Origin of the sequence: Lacrimispora sp. (assembly GCF_031982545.1) — a bacterium.
Lineage (GTDB): Bacteria > Bacillota > Clostridia > Lachnospirales > Lachnospiraceae > Lacrimispora.
In genome coordinates, this window is record NZ_DALYXB010000006.1 from 51782 (window position 1) to 70034 (window position 18253).

At 42.0% G+C, this 18253-nt stretch carries 3 protein-coding genes; all 3 read left to right on the forward strand.

From position 1 onward, the window contains the following. The first annotated feature begins 263 nt into the window (after positions 1-263). Positions 264-15641 carry a doubled motif LPXTG anchor domain-containing protein gene (locus ABS301_RS11280; RefSeq protein ID WP_349672325.1) on the forward strand — a complete coding sequence of 5126 codons (15378 nt, stop codon included), beginning with the start codon at positions 264-266 and terminating at the stop codon, positions 15639-15641. A 174-nt stretch (positions 15642-15815) separates the two neighbouring features. Further along, positions 15816-17150: an NADP-specific glutamate dehydrogenase gene (gdhA, locus tag ABS301_RS11285; protein WP_349672326.1), complete on the forward strand. Its 1335-nt coding sequence runs from the start codon at positions 15816-15818 to the stop codon at positions 17148-17150. 179 nt (positions 17151-17329) lie between these two features. Continuing rightward, entirely contained in the window at positions 17330-18217 is an 888-nt protein-coding gene (locus ABS301_RS11290; RefSeq protein WP_349672327.1) for a DUF3881 family protein, read from the forward strand. Positions 18218-18253 lie beyond the last annotated feature (36 nt).

Genomic DNA, 18253 nt, shown 5'->3' on the forward strand with positions numbered 1-18253 from the left:
TATGTTAAGTTAACAGTTAGAATCAAGTTATAATTTTGTGTTAAAAAGTAATGAAAAAAGTACTTGAATTAAGGGAAAAAGCATACAAAGTAGTGAGAAAACAAGCATAAAAAATAATTGGTTAAAAATGATTATGTAACCAAAAATAACTGGCTTGTAACCGGTCTCCTGTATACTAAGAAAGAGGGAAATATTGCCATCTCATGGCTTAAAAATAGAAGACGAATTTAGAAAGAGTAAAAAATATATAGGAGGGTGTGAAAATGAAGGGAGCAATGAAGAAAATACATCGCTTTAAGCGGGTTCTTGCCTGGTTGTTAACAATTGCCATTGTCTCGGGAAATGTATCACAGCTTACCGCAATTACGGTTTATGCGGGAGAGTATACAGAACGAAATACGGCTAGTCCATCTAACGCGTCCAAGGCATCTCCGTCGGAAGCAACGCCATCACAGGCAAAACAGGTTATTGATGTCAAAGTCACCCAGTCTGCCATAGAAAAAGTCCTCAAAAAGGATGCTGACAGAAGACCTGAATTAAAAAAAGATTTGATTCCGTTTAAAGGAGAACAAAAAGATCTGGTCACGGAAAAATTGTATGAGGAGCTGGAAGGCAAAACCTTAATTCTTCAGAAAAAAGAAGGTAAGGCCATGTACCTTGTGGTTGTTTCCGATGTTCTTGGTGATGAGCCTTTTTCTGAGACTGATGAATCGGACCGTATTAAACAGGAATCTATTCTTCAGAGCGTTCAGATTATTGGTGTGAATGGTTATAAAGATCGGGAATGCGAATTCCGTCTCAGGATAGTAAGTGATAATTTTGTTGTCACAGATGCCCAGATGGATGAGTATGCGGTTGTGGGAGAGAATTCAGAGGAAGCCACATTACAGAATGGTGGAAATAATACAACCGGAGGTTCTACAGGAGGAGCAGCGGCAGCAGGAACAAAGGCAGAGACAATAGAAGAAACAGTTGCTGAAACGAAGGTCACGGAAACGACTTCAGGTACTAAGGATGACAGCAATACTGGAAATTCAGAAACCAGTGCTGCTTCATCAACTGAGAATGAATCGGAGGCTGCAGAGACACAGGCAGGTAAAGATGAATCTCAGGAATCCATCTCAGGTGAGACTGGAGAAGAAAAGACAGAGGATGTGAAAAAGGAAGAGGTAAAAACAGATATAGCTGAACCGGAGGAAGGTAGTAAAGATTCCGGTGATTCCGTATCTGGTGATGAGCTGACTGTTAGCAAAAATGAAGTAAGAAGTCAGCAGCTTTCTATCTCCAGGCACCAGGTTCCAGTGCTTTCAGAGGCACAGGAGACGGTTGCCACTCCTTCAGAAGCAGTTTCTGAGCCGGAACAATTTGACAGTGCAGATATTGTGTCTATTGGTGATGGCAAAGTATTATCGGGGGATGAAAAATCTGCCTTAATGGGAGTTAACAGTGAAGAAGACAATGGCTTTAGCCTGACCTCCTTATTTGTTCAACCTTCGTTCTCTATGGTAGTTCCAAGCTATGGTATCACATTATTGAATATGGAAGTAAGCGATGAGGCGAAGCTTTCACCCTATGAGACAGCATTAAGCTATTATGGAGAAGATGCCACAGATAAAAAAGAAACGGTAGAAATTAACCTTGACCAGAGTATGACCGGAGAAATCAAGGCAGGGAAACTATTTACGTATACCATTACGTATACCATGCAGGCTGCGCCACTCTACGAATATGCAGCAGGCGGGAAACTGTCTTTGTTTGATACATATGAAAATGCTGTCATTTATTTTACTGTTCCTGCTGGAATCACCCTGGAGGAGCAGAAAGGTAAAGTGGAACTTGATACTTCAGACAGCGAGAAAAGCGTTTATAAAATTCAGGCAGGCGACGAAAATCATTCCATACGTCCTGGTAAATCAGATAATATCATAATAAACGCATACATAGACGGAAATGGTAAAAGAGCGGTGGGAGAAAACTTTACCCTTCCAGACAACAGCGTTGCATTTCATGCTGATGTTAAAGTCGCGGATAAAACCGATAAAGATAAAGTTACTTATCCAGGTAATATTTCAACAGTTACTTATGCCACACAGCCATCCCAGTCTCAGCTTCAATTGATATCTGATGATCAGTGGCATATTAAAAAAAGAGTTTATCCTACGGATCAGTCTTACGATATCATTAATGATAATCAGGGGAATCCTCAATACGTGGATATTACTTATATGATAGAAGTGGGAATGTATGGAAACCAGGGGGAGATATCAAGACAGCCTGATGGCACTGTTTATCAGACCTATGGACGTACCGGATTTAAAGAAGGTTCCTTTCATATTACGGATAAACTTTCTATAACAACACCCAATGCTCCTGAAGAGATGAAGCCCATTTCTGTCATAGCAAAATGGGGCGATGGAATCAGCATTCCTGTAAATCAAAAGGAAGATGGTTCTATTGTAATAAACAGTTATAAGACACAGGGGCAAAATGGGGCTGATCATATTTATGTATCGGATCTGGCACCTACCTACAGTTCCTATCTGGTTACAGCCAGGTATCCATTTGAACCCTTCGTTTTAAAATACAATGATCCTCGTGTCAATGATTCTACTGTATTTACTGTTTTAAACCAGGCTCATCTGGAATATGTAAAGCTGGGAACCAGCCAGATTATGGAAGATAATTCTGAAGCTTCTGTGGCAGTTCATGAGGTTAATAAACCAGCAGTCATTCAGATAACAAAAATGCTGGATGAAGGAATTGGAGTTTTAAAACCGTATGATCTGTCAATGGAAAAGGAATATCCCGGATCTGCTGAATTTGAGATTTATACTGTTGATTCTCAAGGAAACCAGACACCTTATGACAACTATACTGTGTTGGATCCAAACGGTAAAAGTATTCAAAAAGGAACGATAGCTGTTAATCCAACCAGTGAATCAGGTGAAACTATCTCATATACAACCGGAGACAGAGGATATATTCAGATTCAGGCTGATCCGGGTACCTATGTGGTGAAAGAAGGAAAGAAGCCTGCAGGAACAGAATACAGTTATGCAGTTGTGGATTCTAAGACATTTAAAGACAGCCAGGAGATTCAATTTACCATTAAGGCTGGAGAGAATAAAGAAGTTAAAGTCGTTAATAACGTTGTAGGAAAAGGTGCAATTGAATTTTATAAGAAGGCACGTATCTGGAACAGCGCAGACGCAATAGAAAATGAATTAAATGCCTTAAGCGGTGCACAATTTACACTTTATACAAAGGATAACGGTACATTAACTGAGGTAACAACAGTTCAGTCAGATGAAAATGGTCTGGTACGTTTTAAGCCCGTTACTCCCGGAGAATATGTAATTAAAGAAAAGAGTGCCAACGGGTATATTATTGATACCAGGGAGTATCCGGTTACTGTAAAAAGAGGGGAAACATCTGTTTTAAAGGAAGGCAACAATTATCTGGTTAATACTTTAAATCAGGCAAAGGTTCAGGTAACAAAGCTGCTCCAAAAGGATGATGGGACTTATCAGTCCGTTCCACAGCAGTATAAAGGGAATTTTGATAACCATTTCTGGTTTGAAACGACTGCTGATGGCAGTAGCTGGACCAGAGTTTCCGCAAATTCAAAGGAAACCTATTCACTGGATGGTAACAGTGGTTTTGAAGCAGTCCTTCCTGTTTATGACAATGGTAACCGCTTGATCCGTTACCGGGTAGTGGAAGAACTTCCGGAGGGTTATTCGGATGGAAATCCTGCAGGAAGCGGTTTTACTACTGAAACAAAAAACAGCAAAACTTATCTCTGTAAAGAATTTACACTGGTACCATTAAAAACTACTTCAGTAGAAATAAAAAATAACAGACAGGCGATTCTTAAGCTTCAGAAGGAAACCTGGTCCTTTGGAAACCAGTGGGCATCTGGCTGGATTAATACAGGTAATTCTAATGCAGGTTACCAGTTTAAGCTTTATGCGGCTGATAAGAATCAGAGTAATTACAGCGAAGTAACTCCTGGAAAAATCTATACAACTGATCAGAATGGTATCATTACTGCTGGTAATCTGGATATTACCAAAGATTATTACTGGAGTGAATCAGGAAGTGCAGATCGCCTGGAGGCAGATGAGACAGGAAAAAATATTGATAACGCAGTGGTTAATGGCATAAAAACACCTCTCATTGGTCCCTATACTGTCAGCAGGGAGTCAGATGCAAATGTAAAGGCATACAACATACCTCAGAAAGTGCCCTACTGGCTTCAAAAATATGATATAACGGATAACAGTAAAAAAATAACAGCAACATTTCGAATTACCAGGGTTACAGATGGTGTGGAAGTATTTAAGGGAGACGTTACTCTGGATGGTACTTTTATCTCTCTGGATCCCGGAACGAAATACCGGGTAGAAGAAGTAAAGGCGCCGGATTATTATGTTGCATCAGCAATCAGTGAATTTACAACTCCCAATGGCCCTATAAACAGAGAACAGCTGAAAGAATGGTTCTGGTATCCGAAAGAGGCCACAACCACTCATTTAAAATTTTATAATAAGCCTTATAAAACCGTTAATTTAAAAAAGGTAAAATATAATTCAACCGGAAGTGCCGATAACAATGTAAAGATCACATTTGAAGTGTATCAGAAAGATGGAGATCATTTTACAGCTGTTACGCTTCCAGATAACAAAAATACAATCGTATCCAATACTGATACGGTGATGGCACCGGGAACCTATTACTTTAAAGAAATTCTGGGGTCGGATATTATTAATCAACTGTTTCTGTTAAAAAACAAGGCAGATGGATCGTATGATGGTTACATGATACAGAATGGGGCGGTTTACTACGGGCCGGCGACTGTAACAGCGGCAGAGACGACAGCTGAGAAAAATACAAATATTTATTTAAATGGAACCAAGTCTCTGGAAAATTATCAGAATTATGGCAGAGTAATGGTTACCAAACGGGATGCTTTAAGAAAAACACCAGTAAATGGTGCTGTTTTTGGAATCTACTTAAGATCTCAGTTCCATGAAGCTGACTGGGCAAACAGTATTAAAAACCCCATTCAGACAAAGACATCCGGGGCTAACGGTCAGGCAATTTTCGATAGCAGTAAACTGCGTATTTTTGATGACAGCGGAATCAGGATCCCTTATGTAATTGCTGAAATTACGCCACCTTCAGGGTACCTTCCATCTTATGATGTGCTAACCACCACATTAACAGAAGGAAAAACCATTGCCACTGTAAACGGAGAGACGATAGGCGCACCTCTTATTATTGAAGATGAGCCAAAATTGACTATTCGTACCCAGAAATATTGGCGTGATGGCTGGAATGATCAGTTCTATGAGGTGAACAGGGCGTTAGGAAATGTAAACCTGGCTCTTTATAAAGTGAACCGGGATCAGCCAGGCATTGCAGATTTTGTGCAGGCACAGGTAACAAATGAATTTGATGGTATTGCCACATTCAACGATATTGACCGTAAAGATACGTATTATGTGGCAGAAGTACGGGTTCCCACAAAGAGTGAATCCACGTTGCCTTTTGAATTAAATATGGGCAATAAAGAACCGCTTCCACTTGAGAATGGTCAGCCTGCAAAGAGCTTGTCTGTGGTAGATTTGCAGAACCGGTATAATGCAGTTGTATTTAGTGGTAAAGACCTTCCTGCTAATGTAGATTCACTGGTCAGATATACGGATCCAATTTTCAATTATAAATCCTGGGTTCAGTTTAACGTATGGAAAACCTGTGATGGGATAACGGTTGGGGGTGGAACCCATGAAGAGCGCCACATGGTAAACGGTGCAAGATTTACACTCTATAAAATGCTTGATGGCACCAAGAATTTAGCCTCCATCCAAATGAAGGATTTAGCAGATGGAAGCAGATTTGAGACAGAAGGCCAGTATGAGAGTGGCACTCGGATTGATCCCCAGACAGGTAAACGTCAGGATGGACAGTTTGATACCACAATTCTGGATGACGGATATGTATACTGGCTGGTTGAGGACCAGGCTGCACCGGGATATCTTCTGGAAGAAGGCGGAAAAATCGCTGCCGTATTTGTACCGGATCATTCGGAATATAGCGGATATGATGAAATCCGTCACTCTTATCAGAGCGGAAGAAATGAAAAGATAGCAGTCATTACTAATCAGCATTCTGGCGGAGGTACGGGACTTGAAAATTATCATTTTCAGGTTGCCTTAAATAAATGGCTGGAAACCGCAGAAAAGCAATATAGCCTGCTTGGCGGAGCAAAATTCCAGATATGGCTGCTCAATCCGGAAAACAATGAAAAACTTCTGCCGATTGATGTGGTGGAAACCGGATTGGAATCTGATGGCACTCATAAAACTGGTTATGCACTTTCAAAAACAATCAGGCTTGATGAAGTAAGCAATAAACTTACTGAACTGGGTAAGAATCCAAAAGATATCCTTCAATACAATACAGAAGGAGATCCGGTTAAGCTGGTTCTGGGACTGGAAGAGATTTATGCACCATCTAAGGTTACGATGGATGCAACGCTTCATGTTTTAAATGTGACAGTACCAATTAGTAAGGATTATATTGATGAGCAGTATTTCTGGGATTCGGGGAAAGCACCTGAATTCAGGCTGATTAACAAGGTCTCTAAAGAATATCCGGTAACTCTTAAGAAATACGGCTATACTCCGGATACAGGCACATTCCGGAAAACAGATGACGAACTAGACGGGATGAATATTCAGAAAACACCTCTTTCAGGGGTTGCGTTTGAAGTCTGGCAATATCAGTGGAATGCATCTGGATATGATTACAAGAAATACGGCACTTATACAACAGACAGTACCGGCAAGATTTTAATACCCGGCGGACTTCCTTCCGGTCTCTATAAAATGAAGGAAACGCTGACTACGGAACAGAACAAACAATATATTACCATGTATACCGGTAACAACGGGCTTTGGAGGTATTTTACCGTAGCCAGTACGTCACTGACAGTACCTGTTTACAATCCCCAAAAGCCTATGCTTGAAATTGAAAAAACAGCATGGAACGGAGAGCGTCCAGAAGGACTTTCTGGTATTACATTTACATTAATGACTCCTTCAGGCAATCCGGTTACAGCTGTCACACAAAAGCAGGGAGACGGAAGATATCTTGCTGTATTAAACGGACTTGACAGCGGCACCTATACTGTGCTCAGTGAGATACTGGGAAGCAGCGCAGAAAATACGTCTACGGATTATTATTTTGAACAACATTCCGTATCCGTTGGTTATAAGCCGGTGGCAGAAGGTAATAAAGTCACTCTGGTTCCGGTTGCTGATGGCATAACAGGCCCTCTGGCTGCATTGACCGTTAGAAACCCAAGACTTGCACAGCTTACATTACATAAGACAGACGGTGAGGATAAGCAAAGCGGTGATTCCATGAAAGGAGCAGAGTTCCGTCTGGAATACATGAAGTTCCGTCCTGGTACGGATTTAGACGGAGGCGTTCTTCGGAATGTAGAAGATCCTGCTTACGACAAACCAGGGGATGGCTTTACCGCTTTGACAAAAACTCTGGAAGATCAGGGAAATGGTTCCTATACTCTTAAGAACGGTCAGCCAGGCTGGTATCGCATTACAGAAACAAAAGCACCCGAGGGATATACCGTTGATACCGCACCGTTGGTAGTGGCTGTGACCGGTGATATGACAGGATCCTATCAAAATACGGAAGTAACCTTTGAGAACCGGCAAAAGGTTACCCTGACAATAACAAAGAAACTTATTTTTGGAGATGGGTTTATAAATGATCAGGATATTAAAGATAAACTTCCATCTCAGGTTGTGTTTGATGTTTATACCTACTCTGATGCCCAAAAGGCCTACAAGCCGGTATATGATGAGAATAACCAGCCAGTTACCGTAACGATTCATAACTTTGCGGCAGCAGACGGCTATTATACCGCAGAGGGTAAGATTTGGCTGGCACAGAATCCAGAAGGCGGAGCCTATTATGTAAAAGAGCGGGAAAACCCAGACTGGATGCTGACTGGAGAAACAGGTGTGACCAATGGAAAACTATGGTCTGATGGTTATATCCAGGCGGGAACGAGTTCAGATTTTACAACCAAGACTCCGGTTGCCATAGGGATTGAAAATCAGTATGCAAAAGCAAAAATACACATAATAAAAGTTGACGCTGCAGATTCTTCAAAGAAGCTGACGGGTGCTGGATTCAGCTTATATTCCGATCAGGCACTGACGACCTATGTAGGTGATTTTAAAGAAATCGGAACAAGCGGTGTTTATGAGTTTTTATTATCTACAAAGAAATTCAATCCGGGAACTTATTATGTGAAAGAGACAAATGCCCCTCTGGGATATTTAACCATTGGGACAGCAGTTCCGGAACAGGGACTGACAGCTGAGACTGGAAAGACTACGGAAATTACCGTAGAAAATCAGGGCGGCATTGATTTCCAGATTACCAAATACAGTGGAGACGGTAAAACAGAAGCCGAAAAAGCTGGAATCACCTTTGAGCTTTATAAAAAAGAGGCCGGCGATACCTGGAACTATGTAACAGAGGGAACCACCGACGCCCAGGGTAAACTTTCATTCCGGGGTCTGAAACAGGAATCAGGATATTCTTACGGGCTATATGAAGTGCCTGTAAAGGATCATGGATTTGATACCTTCCGGCTGGAGGCTTTTGATGGGGGAAATGGAACCATTCTTCCCGTAACCGCAGATTTAAATAAGAACGGCGAGACCATACAGAACCTTGATTTATACGTGCTTTCTGATAGTAACACCAAAGCTCCGGGAGTATATCAGTTTACAGTTCATAATCAGGAAGCGCTACCATTAAAACTGTTTAAGAATGATGTAAATAAACAGGATAATCCGTCCTCTGCCATAAACGCATCTGTAAAGATAACAAATAAAGAATCCGGAAAACAGGCGGGAGATATTGTTTCAGTACCTTATGGTGAAAGCGGAACCACAGTTATGCTGCTTCCCGGAACCTATGAGATAGAAGAGACATCTATTACGCCAAATACAGATGGATATGTAATTAATCCGGATGACAACAGAACCGTTTATAAAAAGGAAGTAACCATTGAAAAAGGAAATATTCCGTCGCCCTTGGAATTTACCAATGTGAAGCAGAAGACAGGAGTAAATCTTGAAAAGTCCACTCAGATTACTTCTTTAAAAGATTTGTGGTGGAATGATGGTCAGGTGGTTACCTACACCCTTACACCAGGAGCGGTTAACACCATTCCTCTTGATCAGTACGAAGTCACCGACCAGGGACTGACGATGCTTGATTCAGGTAAAAATGTTCTTGATGAAAAAGAATACAGCAATGAAAAGTATACAATTCTTTCTGTTAAGCCAGGAAAGGCTGCTCAGGTAAACCGGCTGAAGGAAGGAAGAACAGGAACCATTATGGCAGATGTTACCTTCTATGGATTTGACGGAAGCCAGATTGGAACGGTGCAGACCGTAAGTGTATCCGGAGATGGTGAAATTGGTGAGATAAAACCTGTTGGCAGCAGGAAAGTCAAATCATTTAAAATCAGTTACCGGGATGAGACGTTAAAGGAATCTACCAAAAACGCGTATACACTGGGTCAGGATTTTGTACCTGGAACGATTGCTGTTACAGCAAAACTGAATCGTCAGGATGCAACTCTTGCTGACGGAAGCTACAAAAAGGATATTAAGTATATCCGTAACAAAGCAGATGTATCTATGAAATACCGGAAGTGGGATGTAAATGGAACCTTAAATCCCGGTCAGGATGCCAGCAAGGCAGAGACTTTATGTGATATTTCCGTAGTTCAAAGCCAGGCTCCAATCCTGTCAGTAAGTAAAAATGTAAATCCTGTTAAGGGAGTACAGCCAGGTGATATACTTACCTATACGCTTACAGTAACCAACGCAACCACCAGCAGTGATACTGGAATTGCACCTATCCAGAAGCCGGTTCTTGTTGATCTGGTTCCTTTAGGAATATCAGTTTCCGGAGAAACTTCCGGAGAGGAACGACTGCTGACAGCGGTCGCACTGGATCGGGCACCTGTTGGTGTAACGATTGATAAGACAGTCCGGAAAGTGGACCCTGAAACAGGGCGTGAGACACTGTTTATACGTCTGAATGGGAATCTGCAAAAAGGGGAGTCTGTTACAGTATCGGTAACAGCAAAAGTTGCAGGAAATATTATTAATTATGGTAAGAACATTTTAAACACCCTGTTTGTAACAAGCGATGTGCTGCAGCCGGCATTTTCACTGAACCATACCGGTGCATCCTTTATGATTAATACCAGCTCAGGTACCAAGTGGCCCAGCAGTGATTTACCGTCTGGTGCGCTGTTGCCGGATGAAAAATACCGTGGCTATGGTTATGCATCCGATTCCGCAGAGAATACCATGAGCACCGGAACGGGTATCCAGCTTTATAAAGAAGTAAAAGGTAATCTGGATACCAGATATGTTTCCGGAACCACCACAGGTAAGGTAGCGAAGTCGGCAGAGGATACTGAACTTACTCAGTATGATGGAACCGTATTATACCGGCTTATGGTAAACAATGCATCGGCTCAGGACTATGTCAGCCAACTGCAGCTTATGGATATTCTGCCGGTAAAAGGAGATTACAGTACAGGTAATTTTGAAAGATTCAGTGATTTCCGTTTGAAATATGACAGCATTCAGTCCATTGAAATTGAAAACAGAAAAGATACCGGAAGTTCAGGAAGAAAAGTTCAGGGATTTGACTATGAGATTTCGTATTCCAATAAAACATTTGACAATCGGGATACGGCAAGTGCCGGAAAGAATGCAATGCTAAATAACAATTCTTCCGGATTCTGGTCGGGAAGTTCCAGTGATCCTACCGCCATCCGCATTAAGATCACAGATCCTGAATTTTATCTGGCACCAGGAGAAAATCTGGTTGTTACCTACAAGACAGTGGTGCCTTACAGTACGGCAAAAGAGCTGGAGGATGTTGCTTACGGATATGCGGTCAATGATTTTGCAACAGCCTATAGTTATAAAGAAGCAAGTCTTGAGAGTATAGAAAAGCCATTCTCACAGGTGCAGACCAGCAATTCCGTTCAGGTACTTCTGGTTCCTGGAAAAGTAAAGGTATCGGGACGTATCTGGATTGATGATGACAACAACGGAATACAGAATGAAAGCGTTAACAAGGATCATCTGCTTACCGACCTGTTCCCACTGCTACAGAGTGGATACTTTAAGGTCAGCCTGTCGAAGTTCAGTAAAAATGGCGATGATCAGACCTCCATGGTACCGGGAACCGGAGATGCCAGATTCTTATTTGACAGCCTGACTCCGGCTAAGCCTTACGATCTCCCCGACTCAGAGATCACGGAGAGTATACAGGATAAATGGTACAGCGGTACATCCCTGAAATTAAACAGCTTAAAGGGAGATGATCCGGCTCATTATCAAATTGAAGTGAGCGAAGGAACTATGCCGAAAGGCTTTGAAGATCTGATATTAAAGCTTGCAAAGCCAAATATGCTGCCGGATGGAGAAAATAAAAAAGCTGGCAGATCCAGAGTTCCGAAGACCTTGCTGGAGGGTGGAGTCAATTACGACGAAAGTCGTGACAGCAACTTTAATGAAACGAAAAACGGATATTCCTCAGAAGATTTCTTCTTATGGTCAACAGCAGGGGAATACGATACAACCAAGGACATAGGCTTTGTACCTTACAGAAGTGTAACAGTAAAGAAAACAAACAAAGCTCAAAACCCGGTTGAAGGAGCTCATTTTACGGTATATGGTCCTTTTACAAACCAGGAAATGGATTCCTTACGTAATACAAAGATTACTAATACAAACGTGCTGAAGACTCCGGCTTCGGAAGGTAAAACAACGCTTACAGACGGTGAAGCAGTATGGAATGCAGGAGAGCTTCTGTATTACATGAACTATATCATTGTTGAAGATGGCGCTCCCGCAGGTTACCAGCTTTCTGATGCTGTCTCCAGTGATATGGAAGCAATGGATTCCTATCAGGTACAGGGACAAAAGGCATGGATTCTTAAGAGTAAAGAATTTAAGACAGAAGCTGATCCCATTCCAAGTACGGTTACAGTAGAGGATTCTTATATAGCCGGTTCACTTGATTTTACAAAGATTGACGGGATTACCAAAGAGAAACTTGCCGGTGCTTCATTCCAGATTAATAAAAAGAGCGATGTGGTGAAAGATGCATGGGATGCTATGATTGCATCAATGAAGAAAGATTTTGCAACCATGGGAATAACTGATGTGAAAGAGAACAGTCAGGGCGTTAGTTTTAAAGTTACTGACGGATCGGTTCACATTACGGGAATACCCCTTGGAAGCTATACTCTTTCAGAAATCCAGGTTCCTGACGGATATGATATCTCAAAGAAACTGGAAGAAACTGCATTTGATATCAGTTCGGAAGGGCAGCAGGCACAATTAAACAACATAAAAGAAAATGTTATTGAGAATACCAGAACAGAATACAGTTTAAGCATCAGAAAGGCGGATAACGCCGGAAATCAAGCAGTAAAGGGTATCTCATTTTCCATCTCAGGGCCAGGGAAGTATGTAAGCAATACCTGGAACCCATTTAGCAGAAACCAGTTTAAAGTAAATGATCCGGAGAATACCGGTTATGAAGTGAAACAGACCGGTGAGGAAGGTGTAGTAACCTGGAATCTTCCGTACGGCGATTATGAGATTACAGAACTTCCAGCTCCTGGATATCAGGCAATAAAGCCGTTTTATGTCAGAATCGGCCAGGATGGAGTGGTATCACTGTTAAACGCAAAAGACAGGCCGGATATTGTTCTAGATAGTCAGGAACAGAAAGAAATTAATGTGGTTGTTACAAACAACGTGCTGACTGCCCCCATTGTAATTGAGAAAATAGATGGGGAAAGTAAGAGTCTTATTACGGGAGCGTGGTTTGAACTCAGCGGTACGTCACTGGTTGATGGAGCATTTAAAAAATATTTAAGTAATGTGACAGGATCCGGTGTTTCTTCCGTTACAACCAAAACCGATGGGGATGTCCTCTCTGTAACATTCCGGGTAGACGGCCTGGGAGATTCCAAACAGGGAATTTTGACCCAGATCCCATACGGAACCTATACACTTAAGGAGACTCAGGCACCAAGTGGATATCTCTTCGGCGGCGATTATAAGTTTACAAAAGAGTTTGAGCTGAAAGAACCGGAAGGAATCAGTCTGACAGGGAATGAGGCAGTTATCAATACACCTCATGAACTGACAATTGAGAAACGGGATAAGTCAACAAATGCTCTGCTTTCCAATGCTGAATTCATTTTAATGACACCAGAAGGAAAGTATGTAAGCCTTGATGGCAATAACTCCTTTACCGGTCTGACAGACAAAAAAGAGGAGGGATCTTCCTTTACAACTGGCAGCAGCGGTACGGTAACGGTAAAACGTCTGCCTGCAGGAAACTATGTTTTAAAAGAAATAAAAGCCCCGGATAACTACAGTGTATCTGCGGATACAGAAGTTTCCGTACTGGAAACTGGTAATACAGACAGGATCCAGGTATTTGATGCAAGAGAGCGGGCTAAGATACGTATCAACAAGGCTGCATCCCATAACCATGAAATGCATCTTTCCGGAGCAGTATTTGATATTTACTCTGATCAGGGATTAACGGCATTGGCAGGTACCATCACAACTGGGATTGACGGATTGGGTGAGTCACAGATGCTTCCTCTTGGAACTTATTATGTGAAAGAGAAGATTTCACCGGCGGGATATGAAGCCGGCAGCAGGGTCTATGAAGTAACCTTAAAGGCAGACAGTGAAAGCAGCACCGTAACAACAGATGGAAGTGAACTTGTCTTCAATGATTATGGAACCGGAAACCTGATCTTTGACAAGGTGGATGGTGTGACAGAAAAACTTCTTCCGTCAGCGGAATTCTCTTTAACGGAGAAAACCACTCAGGTAGAAGGAACGTATGAAGATTTCGCTGATAAGTTGCTTAAAATGAGTGCTCAAGAGCTGGAAGTCATGGGAATCAGGGATGTACAAAAAGACGGAGCCAGCATTCGCTTTACAGCGTTTAACGGCCACGTTGATATTGGCAGTATACCTTATGGCACCTACACGCTGAAAGAGGAAAAAGCACCGGAGGGCTATTTAAGCTTAAACGGGAAAGCAGAATTTGAATTTACTCTCTCTGCAGACCAGAAGAATGCTAAGCTTAACGAAGATAATCAGGTAGTCAATGACCGCGCACAGTTTGTTATTAAGCTGAAGAAAACAGATAATCTGCAAAGAAGCATTAGCGGAATCAGCTTTAATATCCTGGGACCTGGTAGCTATGAAGATGACGGAATATTATCCGTGTTTGGAGCCAGCCGGTTCCACACATTGCCGGATGCCGGAAGCGGAACCTTTGTTACAGGCGAGGATGGTACTTTGAGTCTTGGTTTAAAACACGGAGATTACCAGATCAGAGAGGCTGCCACTGACCGCTATGATTCCATTGAACCGTTCTATATCAGAGTGGATGAAAGAGGAAAGGTAAGCATTTTAAAGGATAACAGCAAGGCAGTTGCGGTAGACAACGGATCTGAGGTAAGCTTAACCGTAACAAATCAGATCAGTACAGGAAGCATGAGCCTGGAAAAAGTAGACAGTGAAGATACAAATAAAAGACTGGCTGGGGCGGAATTTACGCTGACCAATGTATCTACCATGGTACCGGGAGCATGGGACAGTTACCGAAAACTGGCAGCTTCTGACGGAGCATCCTGGACGCCAGAGAATGTAACGGGCAGTTCCATTGTCTTTACCCTTTCAGGAAAGGCAGTAATTACAAATCTGCCTTATGGAATGTACCGGATCACAGAGACGAAAGCGCCCAGTGGATATTTACTGGGGACTCAGCCATGGAGCAGAGAATTTACCTTAAGCCAGTCTGAAACCAGTGAGCTTTATGTGAAACCTACTTTATTTGAAAAAACCAAGGGGGCAGTTGAAAATCAGCCATCTAAGGTGATTGTAGTTAAGACCAATGCGGTGTTTGCAGATATCCGACTGGGTGGGGCAGAGTTTATTGTGAAGGCCTCTAAAAACGGTTATGTGAAACTGAATAATGGTTCCTTTGCCGGATATACAGCCAATGAAAAAGAAGCTACCAGATTTGAAACAGACAGCAGCGGACAATATTCAATCAAACGTCTGCCTGCAGACACGTATACAATTGTGGAGACGAGAGCACCATACGGATATCAGATTAACTCCAGTATTACACCTCTGACTCTTGACGGCGTCAATAGCTTTACAATTACCATACAGGATGAAAGAATCCGAGGGGATGGAGGAGATGATGATGGTCCTGGTCCAGGAACTCCTCAAAGTACAGTAACCTTGATACCGGATCCGGTGCCGCTGGCAAATATGCCGGGAGACAGCCAGATTGATTTCGTTACAATTGATGATGGGAATGTGCCTCTGGCAAAATTACCAAAGACAGGGGAACGAAAGTCCAATGCTGGAAAGGTGATGGTGGCACTGTCGGGCTTCATGCTGGCACTCTATGCGGCTGTTAACAAAAAAAAGAAGCCAGATAAGTAAATAATAGGAAATGGTTTATTGACTTTACTAAATTAACTTGCTATAATTTTAAAAAGTTATGGCGGGGAGATAAGGCCGGAACTTTAAGGGGTTCCGGCCTTATTTTAACATTTGGAATAACTTTATTTTATTAATAATACGGTATTATTTATAATCTTAGGAGGAAAGAAAATTATGTCTTACGTGGATGAAGTTTATGACAGAGTCGTAAAGCAGAACCCAGGAGAAGTAGAATTTCATCAGGCAGTAAAAGAAGTTCTTGATTCTCTGCGCATTGTCATTGAAGCAAATGAAGAGAAATTCAGAAAAGCCGCACTTTTAGAGCGCCTGGTAGAGCCTGAGCGTATCATCTCATTTCGTGTGCCGTGGGTAGACGACAACGGACAGGTAAGAGTTAATAAGGGATTTCGGGTTCAGTTTAACAGTGCTATTGGTCCATATAAAGGAGGCTTGAGACTTCATCCTTCTGTAAATCAGGGTATTTTAAAGTTTTTAGGATTTGAGCAGACATTTAAAAATTCTTTAACTGGTCTTCCCATCGGCGGAGGAAAAGGCGGATCAGATTTTGATCCCAAGGGCAAATCAGACAGAGAGGTCATGGCGTTCTGCCAGAGTTTTATGACCGAATTATCCAAATATATTGGTGCAGATCAGGATGTACCGGCCGGAGACATTGGCGTAGGCGCAAGAGAGATCGGCTTTTTATACGGACAATATAAACGTATGACCGGGCTTTATGAGGGTGTTCTTACAGGAAAAGGACTTACCTACGGAGGTTCTCTGGTGCGTACCCAGGCAACCGGCTACGGACTCATTTATATCCTTGATGAGATGCTCAGACATAATGGCAGGGAATTAGAAGGAAAGAGTGTGGTAATTTCTGGATCAGGTAATGTTGCAATTTATGCATCTGAAAAAGCAATCCAGCTGGGAGCCAGGGTTGTGGCTTTAAGTGATTCCAACGGATATATCTATGACAAGAACGGCATTCGTCTTGAAGTAATAAAGGAAATTAAGGAAGTACGCAGAGGCCGTATTAAGGAATATGCCGATGAAGTTGCTTCTGCTGTATATACAGAAGGAAAAGGAATCTGGACTATACCATGTGATATCGCCCTTCCCTGTGCAACTCAGAATGAGTTAAATTTAGAGGATGCGAAGGCACTGAAGGCCAATGGCTGTTTTGCTGTTGCAGAGGGTGCCAATATGCCTTCCACCAGAGAGGCAACTGATTTCTTCCTTGAGAATGGTATGCTGTTTATGCCTGGTAAGGCAGCCAATGCAGGCGGTGTGGCTACATCTGCACTGGAGATGAGCCAGAACAGCTTAAGACTTTCCTGGACCTTTGATGAAGTGGACAAGAAGCTTCATGACATCATGGTAGGAATCTATGAGAAGACTGCAAAAGCTGCAAAGCGCTATGGTGTAAAAGGAAATTATGTGGCAGGTGCCAATATTGCCGGCTTTGAAAAAGTAGTAGAAGCCATGATGGCACAGGGTATCGTATAAGACCGGGTCCGTACCTTTTTTTGGAAGGTACGGACCTGAATTTATTAACATCAAAAATTTTACTGGAATTCTCAAATGTTTTAGTATATAATAAACCGTAAGGCTTGAGGCGGAGTATTCTTCGCCTTATTGTTTTCCTGAAAATTATCTTAGAAAAACAGAAAGCAGGTGATGATTCTATGCATAAATTCTTAAGAACCATTGGTTTCAGTCTTTATGAAAAAGACAGGGAAATTGATAAGCTGTTAGATAAGCTCTGTGAAGATCTGTCCGATGTGAAAAGGATACAGATTGACGAAGAGTCCAATCTGTGCGAAATCCGAAGAGAAGTGGCGCCCGGAATGGGGATTGCCATCTATGGAGAGATGGACCGGGATGGAAAGTTTCAAAGAATGTACTATTACCCATATTTAAAAAGCAGTGATATAACTTCAGAAGTATCATGCTCCATACAGCGTCACACAGAACGGGAAACCTATGCCGGGCTTTTAGACGAATATAAAGTTGGAATTTCTCTGATTTTTTATATAGACAATTCCTTTGAATGCAGAGAACGGATCATAGACCATCATTCCATGGATACCAGTTATTCATGCCTTACGGGTCTTGCAGTCAGCGGAAAAGTTCTTCTTCCCATTCAGAAGTCAGATAAGCAAAGGGAAAAAGCAAAAGTAGCTGCAAAGGACCGCAATAATCTGTTAGAGGCGGCAAAGAACGGCGATGAAGATGCGATGGAGACATTAACCATCGAAGACATTGATCTCTATTCCCAGGCGTCAAGACGGGTTATGAAGGAAGATTTGTATTCGATTATTGATTCGTGCTTTATGCCGTGCGGTGTAGAATGCGATCAGTATTCTGTAATTGGTGAAATTATTAAAATTGATGAGATGAAGAACCATATTACAGAAGAAGAGGTATACGATTTTACTCTTGAATGCAGTGATTTGATTTTTCATGTCTGTATCGCGAAAAATGATTTAACGGGAACACCGGAAGTCGGACGCAGATTTAAAGGGCAGGTCTGGATGCAGGGAACTGTAAAATTCAAGGAATCAGAGGAATAAATCCAAGAATGACTTGACGAATTCTTTATATTTGAA

Coding starts and splice junctions, on each gene's coding strand:
- gdhA (WP_349672326.1), top strand. CDS start 15,816: ATGTCTTACGTGGATGAAGTTTATGACAGAGTCGTAAAGCAGAACCCA.
- ABS301_RS11280 (WP_349672325.1), top strand. CDS start 264: ATGAAGGGAGCAATGAAGAAAATACATCGCTTTAAGCGGGTTCTTGCC.
- ABS301_RS11290 (WP_349672327.1), top strand. CDS start 17,330: ATGCATAAATTCTTAAGAACCATTGGTTTCAGTCTTTATGAAAAAGAC.